Raw genomic sequence first — 24,095 nt, 5'->3', positions numbered from 1 at the left:
ATTATGCAAGCCTCGTTTCCCACCGCACCCCAAACAAGGCAGAATTGCAGGTGTGACAGCGCAAAGAACCGAGCCAAACAACGGCGTCAGCACCTCTCCTTTTGTGGAGCTGGACCGCCAGACGTGGTCGCGCCTTGCCAACAAGATTGAGCAACCCCTAGACGAATCAGACGTCCAGCGGCTCCGCGGACTTGGTGATCAACTCAATATGCGTGAGATCCACGACGTCTATCTGCCGCTCTCCCGCCTCCTAAATCTCTACGTCGGTGCAGCCGAACATCTGCACAGTGCAACCACCACTTTTCTGGGTGAACGCGGCTCCCGCACCCCCTTCGTTATTGGTGTTGCCGGCTCCGTTGCTGTGGGCAAATCCACAACGGCCCGCGTGCTGAAAGAAATGTTGTGCCGCTGGCCGGACACTCCCAATGTGGAACTGGTGACCACCGACGGCTTCCTCTACCCCAATGCCGAGCTGGAACGTCGCGGCCTCATGGGCCGCAAAGGCTTCCCGGAGTCCTACGACCGCCGGGCCCTACTCCGCTTCGTCAGTTCAATCAAAAGTGGCGCTGAAGAAGTCCGCGCTCCCATGTACTCCCACCTGAGCTATGACATCTTGCCGGGCAAGGAAGTAGTGGTCCGGCGCCCCGACGTTCTGATCGTCGAAGGCCTGAACGTGCTGGCCGCCGCCCGTCCCCGCAGTGATGGACGCTCCGGCCTGGCCGTGAGCGACTTCTTCGACTTCTCCATCTACGTGGACGCCAAAACAAGCAATATTGAGCAGTGGTACATCGACCGCTTCCGGTCCCTGCGCAGCGGCGCGTTTGCGGATCCCGAGTCTTACTTCCGACGCTACGCGGAGCTCTCCGATGTCGAGGCGACCGCCACGGCGTCGAAGATCTGGAAGAGCATCAACGAGCCAAACTTGCTCCAGAACGTGCTGCCCACCCGTGGCCGCGCGCAGTTGGTGCTCACCAAGGACGCCGACCATTCCATCAGGCGCATGCTGCTGAGGAAGGTCTAGTGCCCGTGGTGGGGTTTCATCAGACCCGCCGCCCACGCCAAACCACGGGTGCCCGCCTGCGCCGCGAACTATCCTGGCCTCGGCCGGCAGGCGTACTGATCTCGCTGATCGGCGCGGCCCTGGTCTTCAATGGCGCCTTGGCCCTGGCAGACTCCACGGACGCGCCGGTAACTTCTGATGCCACCTCGTCACCTTCTTTAAGCACGACGCCGGTTACCTCCCAGGCGCTTGTCACACCTGCCGATCCGGCCAGCACAGCTCCTGCCTCCGCTGCCACTGCCACCGCCACCGCGACTGTTTCCCCGGACCTCACGGTGTCCGGGGTGACTGCCGCCCCCATCGCACCAGTAACCACGCCGCCAGTGCTCCTGGTCAAAGGTTCGGCTGCTGGGGCCCCCGTCCAAGAATTGTTCGCCTCCAGAACAGCTACTGCTGCGGCGGGCGACAAAACCCTGCTGGACGTCTTCAACCCCAAGAGCACCCTGGTGCTCGTCAACAAACGCAACGCGCTCAAGCCGCTGGCGTACGCCCCGGCTGATCTGGTGACCCCTGCGGTGCCCGTGGGCTCCGGGGAACCGGGCCGGCTTCGTGCCGAGGCAGCCAGCGCTGCTGAGCGCATGTTTGGCGCAGCTGCCGCGCAAGGTGTGAATATCACCCTCATGAGCAGCTACCGCTCTTATGACACCCAAGTGGGCCTCTACAACGGCTACGCGGCAGAAAAGGGCGCGGAGGCTGCCGACACAACATCGGCCCATCCTGGATTCTCCGAGCATCAAACCGGCCTCGCCATCGACATTGGCGATGGCAAAGCCGGGAACGCCTGCGATTTCAGATCCTGCTTTGCAGAGACAGCCGCTGCACAGTGGGTAGCGGCCCACGGCGCCAACTACGGCTTCCTGGTGCGTTACCTGCCCGGCTCAGAGTCCGTCACAGGATATTGGGCCGAGCCGTGGCATTTGCGGTACGTGGGGGTTGAGGTGGCACAGGATGTTGTGGCACTTGGAATTCCAACGTACGAGGAATACTTGGGCCTGCCGGGCGCTCCCGGCTACAAATAGCACTACAGAATTTTCCTTAAATACACCAAAAAGCCACCCGAAATCATTCGAAGTGCGGTACTTTGGGGGCATGTTAAAGGGATTCAGAGATTTCATAATGAAAGGCAACGTCGTAGACCTTGCCGTCGCAGTTGTCATCGGTACAGCCTTCGGGGCAGTTGTAAACTCCCTCGTTGAGAACATCCTGATGCCGCTTATCGCAGCAATATTTGGTTCCGCCGACTTCGATAGTTTCGCACTACTGACCATCAATGGTGTTGATATCAAGTTCGGTGTCTTCCTCACCGTCTTGGTCAACTTCATCATTGTTGCCGGCGCCATCTACTTCATGGTTGTCGTACCGATGAACCACATCATCGCCCGCCGCAACGCCAAGTTGGGCATCAAGGAAGAGGAGCCGGCAGTCGATCCTCAGATTGAGCTGCTCACCGAAATCCGCGATGCACTCAAGGCCACGCCCGGTGGCGGACTTCACTAACTACTCCAACTACTCCTAAGTACTGACATGGAGAAGGCGGCTACCCTGCAGGGGTAGCCGCCTTCTCCATGTCTTCATGTGTTCGTGTCTGGTTTTACTTCTGACTTACTTGGAGCGAGAGCTCCGACCTGACCACGGCGACGAGCTCGTTGCAAATGCGCTCCGCGGTTTCTACGTCCGCAGCCTCAACCATGACACGAACCAGCGCCTCGGTCCCTGAGGGACGCAGCAAGACACGCCCGGTAGCGCCCAGCTCGGCCTCGGCCTTGGCAATCGCAGAGTTGATGGCTGGCATGGAGGATGCCCGGCTCTTGTCAACGTTCTTGACGTTGATCATGATCTGCGGCAGTTTGGTCATGGCGCTTGCCAGTTCCTTGAGGCTCTTACCTGTCTTGGCGACCTGAGCAGCGAGTTGCAGACCCGTCAGGAGACCATCACCGGTGGTGGCGTACTTGGAGAAGATGACGTGACCGGACTGTTCCCCGCCCAACGTGTAATCTCCACGCCGCATCTCTTCGAGGACGTAGCGATCTCCCACACCTGTTTCGTGGATGGTAATGCCAGCGTTGCGCAAGGCAATCTTCAACCCGAGGTTACTCATGACGGTTGCCACCAGAACATCGTCCTTGAGCTCGCCTGCAGCCTTCTGAGCGAGGGCCAGGACAGCCATGATCTGATCGCCGTCAATGATGTTGCCCTCATGGTCCACAGCCAAGCAGCGGTCGGCATCGCCGTCATGGGCAATGCCCAGATCTGAACCGGTAGCAAGGACAGTTTCCTGCAGGAGTTCCAAATGTGTGGAGCCAACGCCGTCGTTGATGTTCAAGCCGTCAGGATCGGCACCGATGACAGTGATCTGGGCCCCGGCATCGGTGAATACCTGAGGTGAGCATCCGCTGGCCGCGCCATGAGCGCAGTCCAAGACAATCTTGAGGCCGTCAAGGCGGTGCGGCAGGGTGCCGAGCAGGTGCACGATGTAACGGTCCTCAGCGTCTGAGAAGCGCTGGATCCGGCCCACATCCACCCCGATCGGGCGGAAGGCGTTCTGCTGCAGCTGGGCCTCAATGGCGTCCTCTACATCGTCGGGAAGCTTTGTGCCGCCCCTAGCAAAGAATTTAATGCCGTTATCCGGTGCAGGGTTATGGGAGGCGGAGATCATGACGCCAAAGTCAGCACCCAGATCCGCAATCAAAAACGCCGCCGCCGGGGTGGGGAGCACGCCTGCGTCGTATACGTCGACGCCGGCACTCGCCAGCCCTGCCTCCACGGCAGCAGCAATGAACTCCCCACTGGCTCGTGGGTCGCGGGCAATCACCGCACGGGGGCGCTTACCCTCGCTCATTTGCTCGTGACCTAGCACTACAGCTGCAGCCTGGGCAAGGGAAAGGGCCAATTCAGCCGTCAGCAGGCCATTGGCCAAACCGCGGACACCGTCTGTTCCAAATAATCTTGACATCACGTTCAGTCTAAATCATCGGGCGGAGAAATCCGTTCCATACCCGCCATGCCATCTGACACACTCCCCCGCCCGCCGGCTCCTGCTCGCTGAGAAACCGCTGCCGTTTGACGTTTCCGCCACAGTTTGAACCCTAGCGAAAACGTCAAACGGCAGCGGTTTCCACCAAACTGGGTCTGGGACACAAAAAATCCCCGGTTCGCAGAAGCGAACCGGGGATTTTTGAAAGCGCAATAAATTTAGCGCTTGTGGAGCCGAGAGCTAAGACAAGCCTAGGGGCCCGTGCCGAGGCACGAGGTCCGGGGAGGCTTGGATTAGCGCTTGGAGTACTGCGAAGCCTTACGAGCCTTCTTGAGACCAGCCTTCTTACGCTCGATGACGCGAGCGTCACGAGTCAAGAAGCCAGCCTTCTTCAGGATGGCGCGGTTGTTCTCGGTGTCGATCTCGTTCAAGGAACGAGCAACGCCAAGACGCAAAGCACCGGCCTGGCCTGAGGGGCCACCACCGTGGATGCGGGCCCAAACATCGTAGGCACCGTCCAGGTCCAGGAGGCGGAACGGATCGTTGACTTCCTGCTGGTGCAGCTTGTTCGGGAAGTAGTTGGACAGCTCGCGGCCGTTAACAACCCACTTGCCGGTGCCGGGTACGACGCGAACGCGGGCAATTGCCTGCTTGCGACGGCCAACAGCTGCGCCTGAGACGGTCAGTGCCGGGCGTTCCTTCTTGGGTGCTGCATCTGCTGCAGCTGAGCTTTCGCTCGTGTAGCTAGTCAAAACTTCTTCCTCGGCCACAACGGCCTCGGTGTTCAGCTCTTCAGTGTTCTGAGCCACGATTCTCCTTGGTAAATGATTTAGGCGGTGGCCAGGACTACTGGGCGACCTGGGTAATTTCGAAAGTCTGAGGCTGCTGTGCTGCATGGGGGTGCTCGGCGCCGCGGTAGACCTTCAGCTTGCTGATCTGAGCGTTGCCCAGCTTGGTCTTCGGGAGCATGCCAGCGATGGCCTTCTCCACTGCGCGAACCGGGTTCTTCTCCAGCAGTTCTGCATAGTTGACGCTTGACAGGCCGCCCGGGAAACCCGAGTGGCGGTAAGCGCGCTTCTGTTCGAGCTTGGCGCCGGTCAGGGCAACCTTCTCGGCGTTGATGATGATGACGAAATCGCCCATATCCATATGGGGAGCGAAGGTCGGCTTGTGCTTTCCACGCAGCAGTGTTGCGGTCTGGCTGGCAAGACGGCCCAAGACAACGTCGTTGGCATCAATGATGTGCCACTGACGGGAGATATCGCCGGGCTTCGGGGTATACGTACGCACGGTTTTTGCCTTCGTTTCTTGTTCTTAGGTGGTGTCACAGATGGTTGACACCTGCTATCTATGCGTTTACCGGAACAGAGGTGAGGGCTCTAACACCAGTCATCCTTACACTTCCCGATGACGCCCGTTCAGTGGTAGTCCTGCAACCGGACCTGTAACGGGCGCGTGGTATCGGGATAGGACACGCACAACGACTACCAACGATACCTTTAATAATGGGGCTGGGTCAAAGCGGGGATCCGTGAAACTCAGCAATCCTTCACAGAACGGGCTCAGGAACGGCCCGGCGGGTTCGTGTGAGCACGGCTCTTTCATGCATTGCGGTCTCGTGCGGGTAGTGAACTTCCTCCAGGATCAGCGGGTGCGGAGCTGCCAAAACTGACTTTGCGTCGCGGATTCCCGCGATTAATCGCTCATACATCCATTCCGGAGACTCTTGCCCCTCGCCGATCCGCAGGGCGGCCCCGAGGAGTGCTCGGACCATGTTGTGGCAGAAGGCATCAGCCTGAATGTTGAGGTTAATCACACCATCAGGATCCTGCTGGAAATCAAAGCGCTGGAGGGTTCGCACGGTGGTTGAACCTTCCCGCGGCTTGGCGAAGGCCGCAAAGTCCTGCAGCCCTAGCAAGGGTGCCGCGGCTTGATTCATCAACGCCACGTCCAGATCCTGCTCATGCCACAACGTCAGTGCCCGTTGCAAGGGGTCTTTATGGGTGGAGCCGTCGGCAATGCGATAGCTGTAACGACGCCAGAGAGCAGAGAATCGCGCATCGAAGCCCTGGGGCGCCCGTGAGGCGTCCACGATCTGCACGGTCCCGCGGAGCTCGCGCAGAACGCTGCCGAGCGCGCCGTTGAGCCGCCTCTTGAGCGATTCCTCCGGGGCGGTATCGTGTCCCCTCCGGAGCCCGTCCCACTCTTCGGGGGTCACATCGAAATGCGCCACCTGCCCGCGAGCGTGAACACCAGCGTCCGTACGCCCGGCCACAGTCAACCGCACGGAGCGGCGAATGATCAGGGCCAAGGCTTCTTCAATTACTCCCTGGACTGTGCGCTCGACCGTTTGAATGCCCCACCCACTGTAGGGTCCGCCGTCGTACGCAATGTCCAAGCGTGCCCGAATCAGGCCTCGGTATTCAGGGGTCATTTTCGGATTGTGCATGGAAACAATTCTACCGGCCACACACCTTGCAGAGACGCAGAAGGACCCGTCACCCCTAGGGGCGACGGGTCCTTCTTAGCAAAATCTAAGCTCTCGCTTAGTCCCTACTTGGACTCTTCAGCAGCAGCTTCGTCAGCTACAACTTCGGTCTCTACAACTTCTTCGCTCGGTGCTTCTTCAACCGGAGCAGCCTTGACGGCGGCAGCGGTAGCTTCCTTCACAACGGCCTGCTTAGCGCTGACCGGCTCCAGAACGAGCTCGATGACAGCCATGGGAGCGTTGTCGCCCTTACGGTTGCCGATCTTGGTGATGCGGGTGTAGCCGCCATCGCGGTTTTCTACAGCCTTGGCGATGTCGGTGAACAGCTCATGGACAATGCCCTTGTCGCTGATCAGGCCGAGAACGCGGCGGCGTGACGACAAGTCTCCACGCTTTGCGAAAGTTACCAGTCGCTCTGCGTAGGGGCTCAGGCGCTTAGCCTTGGTCAAGGTGGTGGTGATCCGCTTGTGCTCGAACAGAGCAGCGGACAGGTTCGCGAGCATCAGGCGCTCGTGAGCCGCTCCGCCTCCGAGGCGGGGACCCTTAGCGGGTGTAGGCATGGTGTTTCTCCTCAAGTGTCAGCCGAACCGTGGCGGATGTGTCAGGCACATCCGCCCGGCCGACTAAAAAATTGTTGTTCGAACTTTAGAGTTCGTCGTCGCCGAAAGCGTCGTCGTTCTCATCAAGGGCTGCGGCACGGGCGGCGAGATCAAATCCTGGAGGGGAATCCTTCAGGGAGAGACCGAGCTCAACCAGCTTTGCCTTTACCTCGTCGATGGACTTCGCACCGAAGTTACGAATGTCCATCAGGTCAGCCTCGGAGCGAGCAACGAGTTCACCCACGGAGTGGATGCCCTCACGCTTGAGGCAGTTGTAGGAACGAACCGTCAGGTCCAGATCCTCGATCGGCAGGGCCATGTCTGCGGCAAGAGCGGCATCCGTCGGGGACGGACCAATCTCAATACCTTCAGCGGCAGTGTTCAGCTCGCGAGCCAAACCGAACAATTCAACCAGCGTGGTGCCGGCAGAGGCAATGGCATCTCGCGGGGAGATGGCCTGCTTGGTCTCTACATCAACAATCAGCTTGTCAAAGTCGGTGCGCTGTTCAACACGGGTAGCCTCCACGCGGAAGGTCACCTTCAAAACGGGTGAGTAGATGGAGTCAACCGGGATACGGCCAATTTCCTGATCTACGTTCTTGTTCTGAGCTGCTGAAACGTAGCCGCGACCGCGCTCGATGGTCAGTTCGAGTTCGAACTTGCCCTTCGAGTTCAGCGTGGCAATATGCATGTCAGGGTTGTGGAATTCCACACCGGCCGGAGGAGCAATGTCGGCAGCCGTAACAACGCCAGGACCCTGCTTGCGCAGGTAGGCGACGACAGGCTCGTCATGCTCCGAAGACACGGAGAGGCCCTTAATGTTCAGGATGATCTCAGTGACATCTTCCTTAACACCGGGAACCGTGGTGAACTCATGCAGAACGCCATCGAGGCGGATGCTGGTGACAGCAGCGCCAGGGATGGAGGACAGCAGGGTCCGACGCAGTGAATTTCCCAAGGTGTAACCGAAGCCGGGCTCCAGCGGTTCAATGATGAACCGTGAGCGATTCTCGGAAACTACCTCTTCAGATAGGGTGGGGCGCTGTGCAATGAGCACTGGGTTTTCCTTTCAGCGAGCATCCGCTATATGACGCAACACAGGTAGTGGAAATGGCGACTGACGAGAGTTAACGGCGGCGGAATTGGCCCCCACCGCAGTGGAGGCCAACTCTGTTGCTTTAATTCTCGTTATACGCGACGGCGCTTGGGCGGACGGCAACCGTTGTGGGCGCTGGGCGTTACGTCCGAGATGGACCCAACTTCAAGACCAGCAGCCTGCAACGAACGGATAGCCGTTTCGCGGCCCGAGCCCGGACCCTTTACGAAAACGTCAACCTTGCGAAGGCCATGCTCCTGTGCGCGCTTGGCAGCTGCTTCAGCAGCCATCTGTGCAGCGTACGGAGTTGACTTACGCGAGCCCTTGAAACCAACTTCACCGGCAGAAGCCCATGAAATGACAGCACCGTTCGGATCCGTGATGGAAACGATGGTGTTGTTAAAGGTGCTCTTAATGTGCGCCTGGCCCAGCGCAATATTCTTTTTATCCTTGCGACGCGGCTTACGAACCGCGCCCCGAGTCTTTGGGGGCATTTTATTCTCCTACTAAAGTTTAATGAGGGGTCGGCATAGGCTAAAGCCCACGCTTGCCAGGATCCTGAGCAGCTGCTGATGCAACTTTTCAAGCCGGCTAGCGGGATTTACCTGCCGGCCTTCTTCTTGCCAGCGACGGTACGCTTCGGACCCTTGCGGGTACGTGCGTTGGTCTTCGTGCGCTGACCGTGCACGGGCATGCCACGACGGTGGCGGATACCCTGGTAGCTGCCGATTTCAACCTTGCGGCGGATATCAGCTGCTACTTCGCGGCGAAGGTCACCCTCAACCTTGTAGTTACCCTCGATGTTGTCACGCAACTGAACGAGTTCAGCGTCAGAAAGGTCCTTGACACGGACGTCCGGGGAAATACCCGTTTCGGCCAGGACATTCTTTGCACGGGTCTTGCCCACGCCGTAGATGTATGTAAGCGCTACTTCCAGCCGCTTTTCGCGGGGAAGGTCTACGCCAGCGAGACGTGCCATATTTGGCTGCTCCTATGTGTAAACCGGAGGTCGTAGGCAGTACACCCGCACATTTTGTGAATGCGGCCCTGGCCTCCGACCAGGGGTCCATTGTCCGGTTGCGAACCTAGGTTCGCCTTCGTCCAACTTGTGCTGCCTTATTAATTTACTTGCGTGAGCATGAGCCCGGGGTTTCCTTCAAAAGAAGGAAATTAGCCCTGGCGCTGCTTGTGGCGCGGGTTCTCGCAGATCACCATGACTCGACCGTTACGGCGAATCACCTTGCACTTATCGCAGATCTGCTTGACGCTCGGCTTGACCTTCATGGCATTCCTTTGCGTGATTGCAGTTGTGGTTACTTGTAGCGGTAGACGATACGACCTCGTGTAAGGTCGTACGGGCTCAGCTCCACCACAACTCGGTCCTCAGGAAGGATACGAATGTAGTGCTGGCGCATTTTTCCTGAAATATGGGCAAGAACGATGTGCTTGTTCGTCAGCTCAACACGAAACATCGCGTTGGGCAGCGCTTCCGTCACAACGCCCTCGATTTCAATGACCCCGTCTTTCTTGGCCATATCCTCCGCTAACTTTGTTGCGCCGTCTTTGGCAGCTCCTTGAGGAACTGGTTTGGTACGGCGTTCGATTTGCTACTGATTATTGTTCGCCCATGCACATCCCATTGATGGGCAGGCACAGACAACCAACAACCTACTCTAGTGCAATTAAGCAAATAAGTTAAATTGACCCCTACAGCGGCCCTCCTGGGAACGGTAACAGGGTCCCCGCCGGGGTTTGCACAGCCTCCGCACAGGCCACACCATCCAAGATGGCCAGCCGCACTGCCTCGGCCGCTGCCGATTGCAGCTCAATCAGCGATGCCACGGGCATGGCCGGGTTTGGCACCAGCAGTTCGGCACAGGTAGCGAGCGTAAAGATGGTGTCGCCGTCGGCCAGTGTGTGGACAGGGTTCAGCGCCCGTGCCATGCCGGCATGTGCTGCGGTTGACGTCCGTTTTGCCTCGGCAACCGTGAGCCGCGCGTTCGTTGCCACCACCGCCAGTGTGGTGTTCAGCCCCTCCCCCGCCAACGGCGCCCGCACACCCGGCTGCCACGGGATGCCTGCGGCGTTAACCACGGCCAGTGCCCCCACCACAATGTGCGCATTCTCGCCCGTGAGCCGCACCGATGCTGTGCCCAGTCCTCCTTTGAAGCGCCCTGCCCCAAGGGCCGCGCCTGTTCCGGCACCTACATTTCCACGAACGACGTCGGCCCCTTCCGTTGAGCTCGCTGCGTCAAGTGCCGCCTCGTACCCCATGTCCGGGGTGGGCCGTGCCGAGAAGTCACCCCCACGCCCCAGATCGAAAATGGCGGCCGCCGGAACAATGGGCACCACGCCACCGGGCACACGGAAGCCGCGGCCATTCTCTTCGCACCATCTCTGCACTCCCCCGGCGGCGGCCAGCCCGTAGGCGCTGCCTCCGGTCAGCGCCACCGCGTCAACGGTGGAGACCATGGTGGAAGGATCCAGCGCGTCAGTCTCGTGGGTGCCGGGTCCGCCACCGCGGACATCAACGGAGCCAATGGTCTCCGGCGGTGGCAGCACCACGCTGACACCGGTGAGCCAGCCGTCGGTGCGGCGTTGGGCCTGCCCCACCCGAATGCCGGGCACATCGGTGATGGATCCGAATGAACCCACGTCGGTACTTCCCTGTGTTCGTCCCTGTGTTGCTCCCTGAGACATCAGCTGAACTCCCTCGTCGCCGGTGTTGTGGTGCATTAATCTGCTGCGCGCCGAAATAACTGCGTGCCGAACTAGCTGCCGTGTCTTGATTATCTACCGGGGCTCCGACATTCACCACGTAATCGACCCGCCATCGACACAGAGCCGACACGAAATCGACAGGGGGTGTTACCTCCAACCACAAAATGGCCCGCAAGTGACGGCGAAGGGTCCCCGGGCGGAGTCTTTTCACCCGTTGATTGCGGGCCATTGAAGAGTGGATCGTTTACAGGTAAGGCTTCACGTTTTCTTCGTAAGACTTCGTGATGGAGGCCGCGGCCGTGGCAAATGCCTCGCTGGGATCGGCCTGCTGGAGCATGATCTTCTCAATCGCTGTGGTGAGGTCCTTGTCGCCATTGGGAACGAACACGCGGCCCCAGTCCTGGACACGGGTGGTGGCTAGCTGATCGACAGCTGTGCGGAACTGCGGCTTCTCGGCGTAAACGGCCTTCATGGTCTCGCCCTCCACCGCGGAGGTACGTACCGGCATGTAGCCGGTGTTGGAGGAGAAGTAGGCAGTGTTCTCGGCGTTCGTCAGGAACTTCAAGAACATGCCAGCTGCGAGCTGCTGCTCGGGCGACTTCGATGCGGGGATCGCCAAGCCGGTGCCGCCGGTGGGGCAAGCAACGCCTTTGGCGCCTTCGGGCAGGAAGCCGGTTCCGACGTCGAACTTTGCAGCGTCCAGAAGTCCTGTGAGAGATCCTGTTGAGGCAATGGTGCAACCGGTCAGCCCGGCGCCGAAGTCGGCTACCTGGTCCTTGGCGGTAACGGCGGCGCTCTTGTCCTCATACACAATCTTCTGCAGGTACTTGGCAGCCTCGAGTGCCTCCGGAGTATCCAGGGTAACGGCCCAGTCCTTGGAGTACGCTCCACCGGCGCCCCAAAGCATGTTGCAGAACCACCATGCACTCCAGGACGTGCCCTTGCCCAGACCCAACGGGGTGACGGTGGTGGCTGCTGCAATCTTGGGTGCCCATTCATCGAATTCAGTCCACGTCTTGGGTGCGCGGTCGGGCAGCCCGGCCTTCTTCCACACTGACTTGTTGTAGTAGAACAACGGTGTGGAGCGGGCGTAGGGCACGGCCCAGTGTGAATCACCGAACTGGTAATCGTTGTAGAGGGTGGTGTTGAAGTCCGCGGTGTCCATCTCCAGGTGCTTTGCGAGCTGGTCCAGCGGCAGAATCTGGCCGTTGATCATGTAGCGGAACCACCAGACGTCGCTGGCAATCACCAGGTCCGGGACGTTGCTGGAACCTGTCGAGGCCTGGAACTTCTGTGCCACCTCGTCATAGTTGGCACCAGCGGTGACGAGGTTGACCTTGATGCCGGACTCCTTGGTGAATCGGGTGATGAGCTCAGCTTCAAGGTCCTTGGACGTGCCGGGGTGGTTGGACCACCAGGTGATCTCCTTAGCGGCTGTTACAGCCGTCCAGTCGATGGCCTTCTCAGTGGCTGCGCCACCGGCTTCTCCAACCGCGGGTCCCCCGCAAGCTGCCAGCGCTGCGGATCCACCAACAAGAGCTACCAGTTGCAGCAGCTGGCGACGGTTCAGGTTGGCAAAGGGTGAAGCGTTCATGCTGTTCTCCTTGACTTTCGTTGCCTCACCCGCAGGGCTGCGGAGGGCACGATTATGGTGTTGCGGATTCGAGGGGAATTAGTGGGAAAGGGAAGAGAGCGGCTCAGCCGGACACAGCGCCGGAGGTGAGTCCCGTGACGATGCGCCGCTGCAGTAGGAAGAACACGATCAGTACCGGCACGGTGATGAGCACGGTCCCGGCCATGAGCACGCCCCAGTTGGTCACGCCGTCGTTGTTCTGCAGGAGGGTCAAGCCCACAGGCAGGGTCATCATCTCAGCACGGTCCACCACCAGCAGCGGCCAGAGGTATTCGTTCCACTCCGACACGATGGAGACAAGCGCCACGGCGGCGATGGTTGGTGCGGAAATGGGCACCACAAACGTCCACAACCGGCGCCAATGGCTGGCCCCGTCGAGCGCTGCCGCTTCAAGGACGGAGATAGGCAAGGTCAAGAAATGCTGCCGGAACAGGAACGTGCCAAATGCGCTGGCCAGGCCCGGAACGATCAGCCCCTGATAGGTGTTGATCCAGCCCAGATCAGAAATCAGGGTGTAGTTGGGGATGATCACGATCTGTTGTGGGATCAGCAGCGCGAAGACCACCAGAGCAAACACAAACTTTTTGAACGGGAACTCCAAGAACACCACCGCATAAGCAGTGGTCAGGCCCAGCGCGATCTTCAAGGTGGCGCCCACTACCGTGGTGATGAGTGAGTTGATGAAGAAGTTGCCAAACGGTACGGCCTCCAGCGCGGCGAAGTAGTTGGAGAGCTCAAAACCGGCGGGCAGCCACTGGATGGGGACGGTGTAAATTTCGTCCCGCTTCTTGAAGCTTGCCAGCATCATCCACACCAGCGGCAGAATCATGGCGGCAACGGCAACCGCGAGCAGCAGATATCCACTAAGCCGGCCCCGGGAGGCCCATCCGCCCTTGCTGGGCGTGGCCGAAATTTTCCCCTTCACCGAGCCGTTCATCGAGCCATTCACAGCGCCGTTGACAGCGTGCTTGTGTTTCGCATCAGTGCTCATCAGTAATGCACCTTCTTTTGAACAACCAGCATCTGTACCGCAGTGATGATCAGGAGCACCACGAACAACACTGTGGCAATCGCCGAGGAGTAACCGGCCCGCCCGGTAGCGAAACCTTCCTGGTAGATCTGGTACATCATGGTGGTGGTGCCCTCCAGCGGCCCGCCCTGCGTCATCGCCTGAATGATGTCGAAGGACTGCAACGAGCTCAGCAATGTGGTTACGGACAGGAAGAACGTGGTGGGGCCCAGCAGCGGCAGCACCACGTTCCTAAAGGATGCGAAGGCGCCTGCGCCGTCCAAGGTCGCGGCCTCGATCAGCTCGCGGGGCACTGCTTGCAGCGCAGCTAAATAGATCAGGGCCACGTAGCCCACGTTCTTCCACAGGTAAACCACGATGAGCATGGGTAGCGCCCATTGGGGATCGTTATACCAGTCCGGTGAGCTCAAACCCACGGCTTTCAGTACCGCCCCAAGGATCCCGAAGTTAGGGTCAAAGACAAAGAGCCAGAGAAGTCCGACGGCGACTCCGGAGAGTACGTAGGGCGCGACGACTACCGTTCGGGCCAGTCCCGTACCGCGCAGCTTGCGGTTCAGCAGGAGCGCCAGCGAGAGTCCCAGCACCATGCCGCCACCAACGGTGAATACCGTGAAGATGACGGTGACACGGACAACGTTAGCGGTGGCTGGATCGCTGAACCAGTTCGTGTAGTTATCCAGCCCAATAAAGCGGGCGGTGGCGGAGCCAATGTTCCATTGCAACAGCGAGTACTGCAACGATTGAATCAGCGGTTTGTATGTGAAGATGATCAGCAGCGCTACATTGGGGCCCGCGAAGGCGACGAACAGCAGCCAGGACTTCCACGGTGTACGCCGCTTGCGCTGCGGCACCATGGGGGCTTTTTGGGTCATTTGCCTGTTGTTGCCAGTCGCGTTGGTGCTGGGGTTGTTCTTGCCCGACTGCGCCGTGGCGAGTTGGGTCACGGTTTAGCACCCAGCGAAGCGGACTCCAACACAGCGAATTCCGGTACAGCCGACTGTGCTTCGGCTGAGCACTGCGCTGGCAAAATCTGCTGGATGAGTTCCGGGTCATCGGTGCAGACCGCATCAGCGCCCATATCAAGCAGTTCCAGTGCGCGTTCGGGATCATTGACAGTCCAGACCCAGACCTTTAGCCCGGCCGCATGGATGCGGGCAATGTCGTCCTGGTCCAGACCGCCTTCCCAAATGGAGACGCCTTCACCGCCGTTCTCAACGGCGAAATCAATGGCCGCCTGAATTCCACGGCCCGCGAACTGGTCTGCGTCGTCGTCTCCGGACAAGAGAGCGCTCAGCTTGTCTAGGTTCCCTACGCACAGTGGATACGTCTTGGCATCGGGCAACAGTCTGCGCAATTCTGCCAGCGCTCCCCAATCTGCCGAGGAAGCAAACCAATCAACACCAGTCGCCTCAGTGACTACCTGAACGACTGGCTCCACAGACGTGGCGTCTTTGAGTTCGATGTTGACACGCAGTTTCCCGGCAGCCATGGCCAGTACCTCGGACAAGGTGGGAACAGATTCCCCGGCGCCGGCATCAAGGAGCCCCAGCTGCCGGGCAGTGAATTCACCGATGTCTCCCGTGCCATTCGTGGTGCGGTCAGCGGTGTCGTCGTGAATCACTACGGGGATGCGATCAGCGGACAAGTGGACATCAAGCTCGATGCCGTCGATGCCAAGTTCAATGGCGCGCGCGAAGGCCGCTTTCGTGTTCTCCGGCAAGTGGGCTGATACGCCCCGGTGGGCAAAGATGCGCATGATGGTGCACTCCTCTTTGTGGTTTTCAAGGAGGACTGCCATTGTGTCTTTGCGCAGTCCTTGGGCTTCCTCGACCAAGGTACGCAGCGCAGTGTCCCAATGTATGGCGGCAAGGTGGACGGCAGGCAAATACGACTTAAATAGTTGAACCCCGGCTCCAGTAAAGACTGGAGCCGGGGTTCAACTGTGACTAATTGGGCCCACACTCCCGAGCAAAGCAGGGCGTTGGGCCCACGCTCCCGAGGGACCCAATTTCCAATCGCGCCAGCGATTGGAAATTGGGAGGGAGTGGGGACTAATCTAGCGCGACCGGGGTGACGCCATACGGCGCAAGTCGCTCCGCACCGCCGTCGTCCGCGGTGAGCACCCAAATGCCCTTGGCATGCACGGCCACTGAGTGTTCCCAGTGAGCTGCGCGTGACTTGTCCTTGGTGACAACCGTCCAGTCATCGTCAAGGGTGATGGTTTCCAAGTTGCCGCGGACCAGCATGGGTTCGATAGCCAGGCACATGCCTGCCTTGAGCTTGGGGCCGCGGTGCTTGGAGGAGTAGTTCAGCACGTCCGGGGGCATGTGCATGGCGGATCCGATGCCGTGACCGACGTAGTCCTCCAAAATACCTAACTCTTTGCCGGGCTGTGAGGTGACGTACTCATCGATGGCGTCGCCAATGTCGCCCACATACTTGGCCGAGGCCATGGCTGCAATGCCGGCCCACATGCTTTCTTCGGTGATGTCGGACAGACGGCGGTCAGCCGGATCCTCCGCGGCGGCGCCGCCAACAATGGTGCTGCGCGCCGAGTCGGAATGCCAGCCTTCCACAATGGCGCCGCCGTCGATGGATATCAGGTCCCCGGCTTTCAATACGCGGGCGCCGGGAATGCCGTGCACCACTTCCTCATTGACCGAGGTACAAATGGTGGCGGGGAAGTCGTAGTACCCCAAGAAGTTGGACTTGGCTCCGGCCTTTTTCAATTCCCCGGCAAAGATGGCATCCAGTTCGCCCGTGGTTACGCCCGGGGCGACAGCTGCGATGGTGGCTTTCAGTGCCGCGTCTAGGATCAGCCCGCTGCGGCGCATGATGCGCATCTGATCGATGGTCTTGTACTCAATTCTTTGCTGGCCAAACGCCATGAAAGAATCCTTTCGTTTCGAAAATGATTGAGGGCTCCTCCCCATGGTGCGGGAAGAAGCCCTCCTTCACAACCAGCGCCTGTGCGGCACGGGTTGATAAAACTACTGCATTGCTAGGCGCTCTCGCCCTTGAACTTGTTGATGGCTTCCATGACACGTGATGTCACGTCGTCCATCTCGCCGAGACCGTCGACCTTGGCCAAAATGCCGCGCTCCGCATAGCGGGACACTACAACCTCAGTCTGCTCGCGGTAGAGATCCAGCCGGTGGCGGATGACTGCTTCAGTGTCATCGCTACGACCGGTCTCCTGCGCACGGCCCAACAGGCGCTTGACGAGCTCTTCGTCGTCGGCGGTCAATTGAACGACAACGTCCAAGCTTGCGTTCACCGATCCCAGGATGTCATCCAGTTCGTCCACCTGGGGTGAGGTGCGCGGGTAGCCGTCCAAAAGGAAGCCTTCTGCCACATCACTCTGAGCGAGCCGATCGCGAACCATCCGGTTGGTGACGCTGTCAGGCACAAAGTCACCGTTGTCGATGTACTTTTTCGCCTCAACGCCTAGGGGTGTCTCACCTTTGACGTTGGCGCGGAAGATGTCGCCCGTGGAGATCGCTACGATGTTCAGTTCTCCACAGATACGTTCGGCCTGTGTGCCTTTTCCTGACCCGGGAGGTCCAATAATCAGCATTCTTGTCATCGCAATAACCCTTCGTAGTGGCGCTGTTGGAGTTGCGCATCAATTTGCTTCACTGTCTCCAAACCAACACCGACCACAATGAGGATTGAGGTTCCGCCGAATGGGAAGTTCTGGTTTGCCCCAACCATGACTAGCGCGATCAAGGGGATCAAGGCAATAATGCCCAGGTACAGCGCACCCGGGAGCGTGATGCGAGAAATAACGTACTGCAAGTAGTCCTGTGTGGGACGGCCTGCACGGATGCCGGGAATGAATCCACCGTACTTCTTCATGTTGTCTGACACTTCTTCAGGATCGAAGGTGATGGCAACGTAGAAGTATGTGAAACCGATGATCAACAGGAAGTAGAACATCATGTAGATCGGGTGGTCACCACGGGTGAGGTAGTTGTTGATCCATTCAACCCAGCCAGGCAGATCAGTGCTGTTCGCCGGCGTGGCAAACTGCGCGAGCAAGGCCGGCAGGTACAGCATCGAGGAGGCAAAGATGACGGGGATAACGCCAGCCATGTTGACCTTGATCGGGATGTACGTGCTGGTACCGCCCATGGTGCGGCGGCCAACCATGCGCTTGGCGTACTGCACAGGGATGCGTCGTTGAGACTGCTCAACGAAGACGACCAAAGCAACCACGACCAAACCAATGACCAGCACCGTCAAGAAGGTGCCCCAACCCTGAGTCTTCAGGATGGCGCCAAGGGAGGTGGGGAACTGTGCGGCGATAGCCACGAAGATCAGCAAGGACATGCCGTTGCCGACACCCTTTTCAGTGACGAGCTCACCCATCCACATGATCAATCCGGAACCGGCAGTCAAGGTGATGATGAGCAACAAGATCGTGATCAGGTTGTCGTTGGGAATCAAGGCGCCCGGGGAGCCTGCAGCACCACAACCAGCAAAGAGCTGGCCAGAGCGTGCAAGGGTTACCAAGGTGGTGGCATTGAGCAAAGCCAGTGCAATCGTCAAGTAACGCGTGTACTGGGTGAGCTTGCCCTGGCCCTGAGCACCCTCAAGGTGCAGTTCCTGGAAGCGGGGGATCACTACGCGGAGCAGCTGAACGATGATGCTAGCCGTGATGTAAGGCATGATTCCCAAAGCAAAAATGGAAACCTGAAGCAAGGCGCCGCCGCTGAACAAGTTCACAAGCTGGTAGATACCTTGGCTTGTGTCAGCAGCATTCACGCACTGTTGGACATTTCGGTAATCAATTCCAGGCGAGGGGATGAAAGCGCCCAAGCGGAAGATGGCAATAATTCCCAGCGTGAACAACAACTTGCGTCGCAGATCAGGCGTGCGAAAGGCGCGGCCAAATGCGGTAAGCAAGCGTCCTCCTGACGTGTAGTGATGAAAGTGGCTTCTTAAATGAGGCCCAAGGAAAGAGTCTAGTGGGTGATGCAGCTCGCATCGGAACTGTTACGCATAACATAGGCGGATTATCCGGGTGCTCGGAAACATCCGCATAAAACAAAAGACTCTTGGTGGACGGAACCGTAAGTTCCATCCACCAAGAGTCTAGTCGCTAGATGTGCGCATTCGTGAACTCTTTAGAGTCCAGTAGTGGTTCCACCTGCAGCAGCAATCTTGGTGATTGCGCTTGTGGAGAATGCGTGAGCGGTGATGTCAACCTTGACGGTGATATCGCCGGTGCCCAGCACCTTCACGGGCTGGTTCTTGCGAACCGCGCCCTTTTCAACGAGTGCCTCGACGGTGACGACGCCACCTTCGGGGAAGAGCTCGTTCAGCTTGTCCAGGTTAACAACCTGGAACTCAACGCGGAACGGGTTCTTGAAGCCACGCAGCTTGGGCAGACGCATGTGCAACGGCAGCTGGCCGCCAGCAAAGCCAGCCTTTACCTGGTAGCGAGCCTTGGTACCCTTGGTACCGCGACCTGCGGTCTTACCCTTGGATCCTTCACCACGGCCAACACGGGTTTTAGCCGTCTTGGCACCCGGTGCGGGACGCAGGTGGTGGACCTTGAGTGCATTCTGCTTTTCAACAGTCTCAGCAGTGTTCTTTTCAGCCACTTTACTTCGTCTCCTCAACCTTGAGCAGGTGCGGAACCGTGTTGATCATGCCAACAGTCACAGCGTCAGCCGAGCGAACAACGGAGTGACCGATGCGCTTGAGACCCAGTGAGCGAAGGGTATCCTTCTGGAACTGCTTGACGCCAACGACGCCCCTGATCTGAGTGATTTCCAGCTTCTTGTCAGAAGGCTGAACGTTCTTCGGTGTAGTCATTACAGACCCGCCTTTTGCATATTGCGCAACAGCACAGCCGGAGCAACTTCATCCAACGGCAAGCCACGGCGAGCCGCAACAGCCTTGGGGTCTTCCAGGCTCTTCAAGGCAGCAACAGTTGCGTGAACAATGTTGATGGCGTTTGAGGAACCGAGAGACTTGGACAGCACGTCATGGATGCCAACGCATTCCAAGATGGCGCGAACCGGACCACCGGCGATAACACCGGTACCAGCTGCAGCCGGACGCAACATAACGACGCCTGCAGCGGCCTCGCCCTGAACGCGGTGAGGAATGGTCTTGCCAACCATGGGAACGCGGAAGAAGGACTTCTTAGCTTCTTCAACACCCTTGGCGATAGCGGCAGGAACTTCCTTAGCCTTACCGTAGCCAACACCGATCATGCCGTTGCCGTCACCGACGATTACCAGAGCGGTGAAGCTGAAGCGACGACCACCCTTGACAACCTTGGCGACACGGTTGATGTTGACAACGCGCTCGATGAACTGGCTCTTCTCAGCCTCGCGTCCACCGTCACGGCCACCGCGGCCACGGCCACCGTCGCGACCGCCTTCGCGGCCTCCACGAGCACCGTCGCGACCGCCACGGCCACGGGCGTTATCGGCGCCAGCAGCAGTTTCGGTCTTCGCGGTTGCACCGTCAGCTGCAGTTGCTTCTGACACAGTGTTCTCCTTGTTGATGTTTTCGGTCACAGTGCCAGACCGCCTTCACGTGCGCCGTCAGCAATAGCTGCAACACGGCCGTGGTAGCGGTTACCGCCGCGGTCGAAGACAACAGCTTCGATACCGGCAGCCTTGGCGCGCTCTGCAACGAGCTCACCAATGCGCTTAGCCTTGGCGGTCTTGTCACCGTCAAATGCGCGCATGTCTGCTTCCAGGGTCGATGCTGAAACCAGGGTCAGACCCTGAGTGTCATCGATGACCTGAACAAATACGTGGCGGGCTGAACGGTTGACGACCAGGCGCGGACGCACAGTCGTTCCGCTGACGCGCTTGCGAACTCGCAGGTGACGACGGCCGCGTGCTGCGGCCTTGGACTTTCCTCGTACGGATAGTGCCATGGTTACTTACCAGCCTTTCCGACCTTGCGGCGGATGATCTCGCCAGCGTAGCGAACGCCCTTACCCTTGTACGGGTCGGGCTTGCGCAGCTTGCGGATGTTGGCAGCAACTTCGCCCACCTGCTGCTTGCTAATTCCTGACACGGAGAGCTTTGTGGGGCTCTCTACGGTCAGTGTGATGCCTTCCGGTGCCTCAATGAGGACCGGGTGGCTGAAACCAAGAGCGAACTCGAGGTCCTTGCCCTTGGCGACTACGCGGTAACCGGTACCAACAATTTCCAGCTTCTTTTCGTAGCCAGCAGTGACACCGATGATCAGGTTGTCAATGAGCGTACGAGTCAGACCGTGGAGTGAACGCGAAGTGCGCTCATCGTTGGGGCGGCTAACGGTGATGATGTTCTCGTCGATCGAAGCCGTGATGGGGCTGGAAACATTGAGTTCCAGCGTTCCCTTCGGGCCCTTGACGGAAACAAGGCTGTCTGCAATCTTGACCTCAACGCCGGCAGGCACGGAGATGGGGAGACGTCCAATACGTGACATAAGTTCTTTCCCTTCTCTCTCTACTACCAGACGTAGGCGAGGACTTCCCCACCCACGCCCTTCTTGGCAGCCTGACGGTCGGTCAAAAGACCTGAAGACGTCGACAGGATAGCGACACCCAAACCACCCAAAACGTTGGGGAGGTTCGTGGACTTTGCGTAAACGCGCAGTCCGGGCTTGGAGATACGGCGCAGGCCAGCGATTGAACGCTCACGTGCGGGGCCGTACTTCAAGTCGATGGTCAGCTTCTTGCCAACCTCAGCGTCTTCAACCTTCCAGGCAGAGATGTAACCCTGTGCCTTGAGGATGTCGGCGATGTGGCCCTTAAGCTTGCTAAACGGCATGGTCACGGTGTCGTGGTGTGCCGAGTTTGCGTTGCGCAGACGCGTAAGCATGTCTGCGACAGGATCTGTCATTGTCATTTGGGCGCTTGCCCTTCCTCGAAACGGTTTCCTTCGCGTGGCAATAAAGTGGACGAATTGAATTCGCGCACTTTATACCCGCTGAACGGACCTGTTACGTAGATTATTTATCTTCGGATTTGAACGGGAAGCCGAGTGCCTTAAGCAGCGCACGGCCTTCGTCATCGGTCTTGGCTGTGGTCACGACAGTGATGTCCATACCGCGGGGGCGGTCAATGGAATCCTGATCGATCTCGTGGAACATAACCTGTTCGGTCAGACCGAAGGTGTAGTTGCCGTTGCCGTCAAACTGCTTGCCACTGAGGCCGCGGAAGTCGCGGATACGGGGCAGAGCCAGCGTGACCAAGCGGTCCAGGAATTCCCACATACGATCTCCACGGAGAGTCGTGTGGCAACCAATCGGCATGCCTTCGCGCAGCTTGAACTGAGCGATCGACTTGCGAGCCTTGGAAACCTGGGGCTTCTGGCCAGTGATGGCGGTGAGGTCGCGGACTGCGTGGTCAATGAGCTTGGAGTCCTTAGCGGCATCTCCAACACCCATGTTGACAACAACCTTGACCAAGCGCGGAACCTGGTTAACGTTTGAGTACTTGAACTCCTCAACCAGACCAGCCTTGATTTCCGCTGCGTAGCGGGTCTTCAGGCGAGGTGTGATCTTGGGTGTGTTCTCTGCTACTGCGGCGCTCATGCCAGATCCTTCCCCGAGGTCTTGGCAACGCGGATGCGTACTTCACGCTTGCGGCCATCGCGCTCAACGATTTCGGTGCGGTAACCAACGCGAGTCGGCTTCTTCGTGGACGGGTCCACTACAGCAACGTTTGAGATGTGAATGGGAGCCTCGACGATTTCGATGCCACCAGTGTTGGTGCCACGTTCCGTCTGACCGGCCTTGGTGTGCTTGGTGACACGGTTTACGCCTTCGACCAACACGCGGTTGGTTTCGGAGTAGACCTTCAGGACCTTGCCCTGCTTGCCACGGTCGCCGCCACGCTCAGCCTTGGCGCCTGTGATGACCTGAACCAGGTCACCCTTCTTGATCTTTGCCATAAGTTACAGCACCTCCGGAGCCAACGAGATGATCTTCATGAATTTCTTATCACGAAGTTCACGGCCAACCGGGCCGAAGATACGGGTACCGCGGGGGTCCCCGTCAGCCTTGAGAATGACAGCTGCATTCTCATCAAACTTGATGTAGGAACCATCCGCACGGCGGCGTTCCTTCTTGGTGCGAACGATGACAGCCTTGACGACGTCACCCTTCTTAACGTTTCCGCCCGGAATTGCATCCTTGACGGTAGCGACGATTGTGTCGCCAATGCCTGCGTAGCGGCGCCCAGATCCACCGAGAACGCGGATTGTCAAGATTTCCTTGGCACCCGTGTTGTCGGCAACCTTAAGCCGCGACTCCTGCTGAATCACTAGTGTCTCCTGTTCGTCGCGCCGGTTCTTGGACACAATGTATCTGTGAACAAGCCTTGCGGAACGTATTGTTCGGGATGTCTCTCGACGTGCCTGGATTTTGCCAAAACACGCCTAAATACCTCATGCCAACTGCACTTTCCGCACCGGGAACGTGGATAAATCCGCGCATCGAACGGCAGTTTGTAGTGGCACGAGCATTTACGAGGTAATTGCGCACCCACTGTCACTGCCGAAAACGGCGGCACAGAAAAGGCGCAGCAATAGACAATCCTAGCACGACGGCTGAACCTAACGCGACGCTCTCAGCCCACCTCAGGCGTTACCTCCCCCACACCCCGCACCTTCGCTGAGTCAGGGTTCCGAGCCGGCGGCGGGGCTGGTGTTCTCGTAGGCTGCGTCAGGGAGACCAGAGGCCGCCCGCGGCCGAAGGTCGGAAAGCAGCCGAGAGAATGCCGGCTTCGCCGCCGGGCCAGCCGCCAAGGTCTCAACGCCGTCGAGCATTGGAGGTTAAACGACGTTGGGCCCGCCGCCACAAGTGGCAACGGGCCCAACATTTTAGCAATCAACCACGCACAAGTGCGTGAGTTGGCTTACTTAGCCTTCTCTACGATCTCAACCAGGCGGAAACGCTTGGTTGCGGAGAGCGGGCGGGTCTCGCTGATGACGACGAGGTCGCCGATGCCGGCGCTGTTCTCTTCGTCGTGGGCCTTGACCTTCTTGTTGCGGCGAAGAACCTTACCGTAAAGAGCGTGCTTTACGCGGTCTTCAACCTCAACGACGATGGTCTTGTCCATCTTGTCGGAAACTACGTAACCGCGCATCTTCTTGCGCTCGTTACGAACGAGAGTCTCCGCGCCGTTTTCGGTGTTGTCTACAGAATCGCTCACTTGGCGTCCTCCTCTGTTGCTTCAGCCTTCTTGGAGGCCTTCTTGGCTTCCTTGTCAGCCTTCTTGGAGGCCTTCTCCACGGGTGCAGCGGCAACGACGTCCGGGCGAATGCCCAGCTCGCGCTCACGCAGCACTGTGTAGATGCGGGCGATGTCGCGCTTTACAACGCGCAAACGACCGTGGCTTTCCAGCTGGCCGGTGGCCGACTGGAAGCGCAGGTTGAACAGTTCTTCCTTTGCCTTGCGGAGTTCTTCGACAAGACGTGCATTGTCAAACCCGTCAAGCTGTGCAGGGGCAAGTTCCTTGGAACCAACTGACAT

32 protein-coding genes are annotated in these 24,095 nt (G+C 58.8%); 3 read left to right on the top strand and 29 right to left on the bottom strand.

Going from position 1 to position 24,095, the window contains the following annotated elements; translation table 11 throughout:
- The first annotated feature begins 52 nt into the window (after nucleotides 1–52).
- From coaA to mscL, 3 genes are all read left to right on the top strand, one after another.
- Nucleotides 53–1,021 (top strand): type I pantothenate kinase, encoded by a 969-nt coding sequence (coaA, locus tag AS189_RS05435; RefSeq protein WP_062286663.1) that lies wholly within the window; start codon nucleotides 53–55, stop codon nucleotides 1,019–1,021.
- 5 nt (nucleotides 1,022–1,026) lie between these two features.
- The gene (locus AS189_RS20605) at nucleotides 1,027–2,079 is read left to right on the top strand and encodes a M15 family metallopeptidase (protein ID WP_237759974.1); all 1,053 of its coding nucleotides are present in this window, start codon (nucleotides 1,027–1,029) and stop codon (nucleotides 2,077–2,079) included.
- Between the two features lie 70 nt (nucleotides 2,080–2,149).
- Entirely contained in the window at nucleotides 2,150–2,557 is a 408-nt protein-coding gene (gene mscL / locus AS189_RS05425; RefSeq protein WP_082634093.1) for a large conductance mechanosensitive channel protein MscL, read from the top strand.
- Between the two features lie 94 nt (nucleotides 2,558–2,651).
- Here the strand turns inward: mscL and glmM are convergent, their stop codons facing one another.
- From glmM to rpmC, 29 genes are all read right to left on the bottom strand, one after another.
- Complete coding sequence (gene glmM, locus AS189_RS05420; protein WP_062286661.1) at nucleotides 2,652–4,013, bottom strand: phosphoglucosamine mutase; 1,362 nt, start codon at nucleotides 4,011–4,013, stop codon at nucleotides 2,652–2,654.
- A 314-nt stretch (nucleotides 4,014–4,327) separates the two neighbouring features.
- The gene (gene rpsI / locus AS189_RS05415) at nucleotides 4,328–4,843 is read right to left on the bottom strand and encodes a 30S ribosomal protein S9 (RefSeq protein ID WP_082634092.1); all 516 of its coding nucleotides are present in this window, start codon (nucleotides 4,841–4,843) and stop codon (nucleotides 4,328–4,330) included.
- 37 nt (nucleotides 4,844–4,880) lie between these two features.
- Nucleotides 4,881–5,324 (bottom strand): 50S ribosomal protein L13, encoded by a 444-nt coding sequence (gene rplM / locus AS189_RS05410; RefSeq protein WP_062286660.1) that lies wholly within the window; start codon nucleotides 5,322–5,324, stop codon nucleotides 4,881–4,883.
- A 259-nt stretch (nucleotides 5,325–5,583) separates the two neighbouring features.
- Entirely contained in the window at nucleotides 5,584–6,483 is a 900-nt protein-coding gene (gene truA / locus AS189_RS05405; RefSeq protein WP_062286659.1) for a tRNA pseudouridine(38-40) synthase TruA, read from the bottom strand.
- Nucleotides 6,484–6,587: 104 nt separating this feature from the next.
- Nucleotides 6,588–7,082, bottom strand: a complete 495-nt coding sequence (gene rplQ / locus AS189_RS05400; protein ID WP_062286658.1) for a 50S ribosomal protein L17 — start codon at nucleotides 7,080–7,082, stop codon at nucleotides 6,588–6,590.
- Nucleotides 7,083–7,167: 85 nt separating this feature from the next.
- Complete coding sequence (locus AS189_RS05395) at nucleotides 7,168–8,178, bottom strand: DNA-directed RNA polymerase subunit alpha (protein WP_062286657.1); 1,011 nt, start codon at nucleotides 8,176–8,178, stop codon at nucleotides 7,168–7,170.
- A gap of 131 nt (nucleotides 8,179–8,309) precedes the next feature.
- Nucleotides 8,310–8,711: a 30S ribosomal protein S11 gene (gene rpsK, locus AS189_RS05390; RefSeq protein ID WP_038464649.1), complete on the bottom strand. Its 402-nt coding sequence runs from the start codon at nucleotides 8,709–8,711 to the stop codon at nucleotides 8,310–8,312.
- A gap of 107 nt (nucleotides 8,712–8,818) precedes the next feature.
- Nucleotides 8,819–9,196 carry a 30S ribosomal protein S13 gene (rpsM, locus tag AS189_RS05385; protein ID WP_062286656.1) on the bottom strand — a complete coding sequence of 126 codons (378 nt, stop codon included), beginning with the start codon at nucleotides 9,194–9,196 and terminating at the stop codon, nucleotides 8,819–8,821.
- Nucleotides 9,197–9,387: 191 nt separating this feature from the next.
- Entirely contained in the window at nucleotides 9,388–9,501 is a 114-nt protein-coding gene (gene rpmJ / locus AS189_RS05380; RefSeq protein WP_011775570.1) for a 50S ribosomal protein L36, read from the bottom strand.
- Nucleotides 9,502–9,530: 29 nt separating this feature from the next.
- Entirely contained in the window at nucleotides 9,531–9,752 is a 222-nt protein-coding gene (infA, locus tag AS189_RS05375) for a translation initiation factor IF-1 (RefSeq protein WP_009358723.1), read from the bottom strand.
- 172 nt (nucleotides 9,753–9,924) lie between these two features.
- Nucleotides 9,925–10,917, bottom strand: coding sequence for a P1 family peptidase (locus tag AS189_RS05370; protein ID WP_062286655.1), 993 nt, complete (start codon nucleotides 10,915–10,917; stop codon nucleotides 9,925–9,927).
- Nucleotides 10,918–11,182: 265 nt separating this feature from the next.
- Nucleotides 11,183–12,532 (bottom strand): ABC transporter substrate-binding protein, encoded by a 1,350-nt coding sequence (locus AS189_RS05365; RefSeq protein WP_062286654.1) that lies wholly within the window; start codon nucleotides 12,530–12,532, stop codon nucleotides 11,183–11,185.
- A gap of 103 nt (nucleotides 12,533–12,635) precedes the next feature.
- Nucleotides 12,636–13,562: a carbohydrate ABC transporter permease gene (locus AS189_RS05360; RefSeq protein ID WP_237759973.1), complete on the bottom strand. Its 927-nt coding sequence runs from the start codon at nucleotides 13,560–13,562 to the stop codon at nucleotides 12,636–12,638.
- Nucleotides 13,562–14,455: a carbohydrate ABC transporter permease gene (locus tag AS189_RS05355; RefSeq protein WP_237760042.1), complete on the bottom strand. Its 894-nt coding sequence runs from the start codon at nucleotides 14,453–14,455 to the stop codon at nucleotides 13,562–13,564. The genes AS189_RS05360 and AS189_RS05355 overlap by 1 nt, the downstream gene beginning before the upstream one ends.
- A gap of 86 nt (nucleotides 14,456–14,541) precedes the next feature.
- Nucleotides 14,542–15,399 (bottom strand): glycerophosphodiester phosphodiesterase, encoded by an 858-nt coding sequence (locus AS189_RS05350; protein WP_129587163.1) that lies wholly within the window; start codon nucleotides 15,397–15,399, stop codon nucleotides 14,542–14,544.
- A gap of 253 nt (nucleotides 15,400–15,652) precedes the next feature.
- Complete coding sequence (gene map / locus AS189_RS05345; RefSeq protein ID WP_062286651.1) at nucleotides 15,653–16,489, bottom strand: type I methionyl aminopeptidase; 837 nt, start codon at nucleotides 16,487–16,489, stop codon at nucleotides 15,653–15,655.
- Between the two features lie 113 nt (nucleotides 16,490–16,602).
- On the bottom strand, nucleotides 16,603–17,187 hold the full coding sequence (locus tag AS189_RS05340) for an adenylate kinase (RefSeq protein WP_062286650.1): 585 nt from the start codon (nucleotides 17,185–17,187) through the stop codon (nucleotides 16,603–16,605).
- Entirely contained in the window at nucleotides 17,184–18,509 is a 1,326-nt protein-coding gene (gene secY, locus AS189_RS05335; RefSeq protein ID WP_062286649.1) for a preprotein translocase subunit SecY, read from the bottom strand. The genes AS189_RS05340 and secY overlap by 4 nt, the downstream gene beginning before the upstream one ends.
- Before the next feature lie 221 nt (nucleotides 18,510–18,730).
- The gene (gene rplO / locus AS189_RS05330) at nucleotides 18,731–19,210 is read right to left on the bottom strand and encodes a 50S ribosomal protein L15 (protein WP_062286648.1); all 480 of its coding nucleotides are present in this window, start codon (nucleotides 19,208–19,210) and stop codon (nucleotides 18,731–18,733) included.
- 1 nt (nucleotide 19,211) lies between these two features.
- Entirely contained in the window at nucleotides 19,212–19,424 is a 213-nt protein-coding gene (rpmD, locus tag AS189_RS05325; RefSeq protein ID WP_062286647.1) for a 50S ribosomal protein L30, read from the bottom strand.
- Nucleotides 19,424–20,107 (bottom strand): 30S ribosomal protein S5, encoded by a 684-nt coding sequence (rpsE, locus tag AS189_RS05320; protein ID WP_193393512.1) that lies wholly within the window; start codon nucleotides 20,105–20,107, stop codon nucleotides 19,424–19,426. Before rpsE ends, rpmD begins: the two co-directional genes overlap by 1 nt.
- Before the next feature lie 26 nt (nucleotides 20,108–20,133).
- Complete coding sequence (gene rplR, locus AS189_RS05315; RefSeq protein ID WP_044576453.1) at nucleotides 20,134–20,505, bottom strand: 50S ribosomal protein L18; 372 nt, start codon at nucleotides 20,503–20,505, stop codon at nucleotides 20,134–20,136.
- Nucleotides 20,506–20,507: 2 nt separating this feature from the next.
- Nucleotides 20,508–21,044 (bottom strand): 50S ribosomal protein L6, encoded by a 537-nt coding sequence (gene rplF, locus AS189_RS05310; RefSeq protein ID WP_062286645.1) that lies wholly within the window; start codon nucleotides 21,042–21,044, stop codon nucleotides 20,508–20,510.
- Between the two features lie 23 nt (nucleotides 21,045–21,067).
- On the bottom strand, nucleotides 21,068–21,466 hold the full coding sequence (rpsH, locus tag AS189_RS05305) for a 30S ribosomal protein S8 (RefSeq protein ID WP_062286644.1): 399 nt from the start codon (nucleotides 21,464–21,466) through the stop codon (nucleotides 21,068–21,070).
- Between the two features lie 103 nt (nucleotides 21,467–21,569).
- A complete protein-coding gene (rplE, locus tag AS189_RS05300; protein ID WP_062286643.1) occupies nucleotides 21,570–22,154 on the bottom strand; it encodes a 50S ribosomal protein L5 in 585 nt (194 codons plus the stop codon).
- Nucleotides 22,151–22,513 (bottom strand): 50S ribosomal protein L24, encoded by a 363-nt coding sequence (rplX, locus tag AS189_RS05295; RefSeq protein ID WP_062286642.1) that lies wholly within the window; start codon nucleotides 22,511–22,513, stop codon nucleotides 22,151–22,153. The genes rplE and rplX overlap by 4 nt, the downstream gene beginning before the upstream one ends.
- 3 nt (nucleotides 22,514–22,516) lie before the next feature.
- Nucleotides 22,517–22,885, bottom strand: coding sequence for a 50S ribosomal protein L14 (gene rplN / locus AS189_RS05290; RefSeq protein ID WP_062286641.1), 369 nt, complete (start codon nucleotides 22,883–22,885; stop codon nucleotides 22,517–22,519).
- 593 nt (nucleotides 22,886–23,478) lie between these two features.
- On the bottom strand, nucleotides 23,479–23,709 hold the full coding sequence (rpsQ, locus tag AS189_RS05285; RefSeq protein ID WP_062292996.1) for a 30S ribosomal protein S17: 231 nt from the start codon (nucleotides 23,707–23,709) through the stop codon (nucleotides 23,479–23,481).
- A 62-nt stretch (nucleotides 23,710–23,771) separates the two neighbouring features.
- Complete coding sequence (gene rpmC / locus AS189_RS05280) at nucleotides 23,772–24,095, bottom strand: 50S ribosomal protein L29 (protein WP_062286640.1); 324 nt, start codon at nucleotides 24,093–24,095, stop codon at nucleotides 23,772–23,774.

This window comes from Arthrobacter alpinus (genome assembly GCF_001445575.1).
GTDB classification, from domain to species: Bacteria; Actinomycetota; Actinomycetes; order Actinomycetales; family Micrococcaceae; genus Specibacter; species Specibacter alpinus_C.
Note: the sequence above shows the minus strand (reverse complement) of the source record. Positions and strands in the feature narration are given on the sequence as shown.

Bases quoted from the DNA above. Each gene is read 5' to 3' on its own strand.
- rpsH (WP_062286644.1), bottom strand. From the start codon at position 21,466: ATGACAATGACAGATCCTGTCGCAGACATGCTTACGCGTCTGCGCAAC.
- rplR (WP_044576453.1), bottom strand. From the start codon at position 20,505: ATGGCACTATCCGTACGAGGAAAGTCCAAGGCCGCAGCACGCGGCCGT.
- mscL (WP_082634093.1), top strand. From the start codon at position 2,150: ATGTTAAAGGGATTCAGAGATTTCATAATGAAAGGCAACGTCGTAGAC.
- rpmJ (WP_011775570.1), bottom strand. From the start codon at position 9,501: ATGAAGGTCAAGCCGAGCGTCAAGCAGATCTGCGATAAGTGCAAGGTG.
- rpsK (WP_038464649.1), bottom strand. From the start codon at position 8,711: ATGCCCCCAAAGACTCGGGGCGCGGTTCGTAAGCCGCGTCGCAAGGAT.
- infA (WP_009358723.1), bottom strand. From the start codon at position 9,752: ATGGCCAAGAAAGACGGGGTCATTGAAATCGAGGGCGTTGTGACGGAA.
- map (WP_062286651.1), bottom strand. From the start codon at position 16,489: ATGGCGTTTGGCCAGCAAAGAATTGAGTACAAGACCATCGATCAGATG.
- AS189_RS05350 (WP_129587163.1), bottom strand. From the start codon at position 15,399: ATGGCAGTCCTCCTTGAAAACCACAAAGAGGAGTGCACCATCATGCGC.
- rpsQ (WP_062292996.1), bottom strand. From the start codon at position 23,709: ATGCGCGGTTACGTAGTTTCCGACAAGATGGACAAGACCATCGTCGTT.
- rplX (WP_062286642.1), bottom strand. From the start codon at position 22,513: ATGGCAAAGATCAAGAAGGGTGACCTGGTTCAGGTCATCACAGGCGCC.
- AS189_RS05370 (WP_062286655.1), bottom strand. From the start codon at position 10,917: ATGTCTCAGGGAGCAACACAGGGACGAACACAGGGAAGTACCGACGTG.
- AS189_RS05360 (WP_237759973.1), bottom strand. From the start codon at position 13,562: ATGAGCACTGATGCGAAACACAAGCACGCTGTCAACGGCGCTGTGAAT.
- rpsM (WP_062286656.1), bottom strand. From the start codon at position 9,196: ATGGCACGTCTCGCTGGCGTAGACCTTCCCCGCGAAAAGCGGCTGGAA.
- rplQ (WP_062286658.1), bottom strand. From the start codon at position 7,082: ATGCCTACACCCGCTAAGGGTCCCCGCCTCGGAGGCGGAGCGGCTCAC.
- rplE (WP_062286643.1), bottom strand. From the start codon at position 22,154: ATGAGCGCCGCAGTAGCAGAGAACACACCCAAGATCACACCTCGCCTG.
- AS189_RS05355 (WP_237760042.1), bottom strand. From the start codon at position 14,455: ATGGTGCCGCAGCGCAAGCGGCGTACACCGTGGAAGTCCTGGCTGCTG.
- glmM (WP_062286661.1), bottom strand. From the start codon at position 4,013: ATGTCAAGATTATTTGGAACAGACGGTGTCCGCGGTTTGGCCAATGGC.
- AS189_RS05365 (WP_062286654.1), bottom strand. From the start codon at position 12,532: ATGAACGCTTCACCCTTTGCCAACCTGAACCGTCGCCAGCTGCTGCAA.
- truA (WP_062286659.1), bottom strand. From the start codon at position 6,483: ATGCACAATCCGAAAATGACCCCTGAATACCGAGGCCTGATTCGGGCA.
- rpmC (WP_062286640.1), bottom strand. From the start codon at position 24,095: ATGTCAGTTGGTTCCAAGGAACTTGCCCCTGCACAGCTTGACGGGTTT.
- rplF (WP_062286645.1), bottom strand. From the start codon at position 21,044: ATGTCACGTATTGGACGTCTCCCCATCTCCGTGCCTGCCGGCGTTGAG.
- AS189_RS05340 (WP_062286650.1), bottom strand. From the start codon at position 17,187: ATGACAAGAATGCTGATTATTGGACCTCCCGGGTCAGGAAAAGGCACA.
- rpmD (WP_062286647.1), bottom strand. From the start codon at position 19,424: ATGACTACACCGAAGAACGTTCAGCCTTCTGACAAGAAGCTGGAAATC.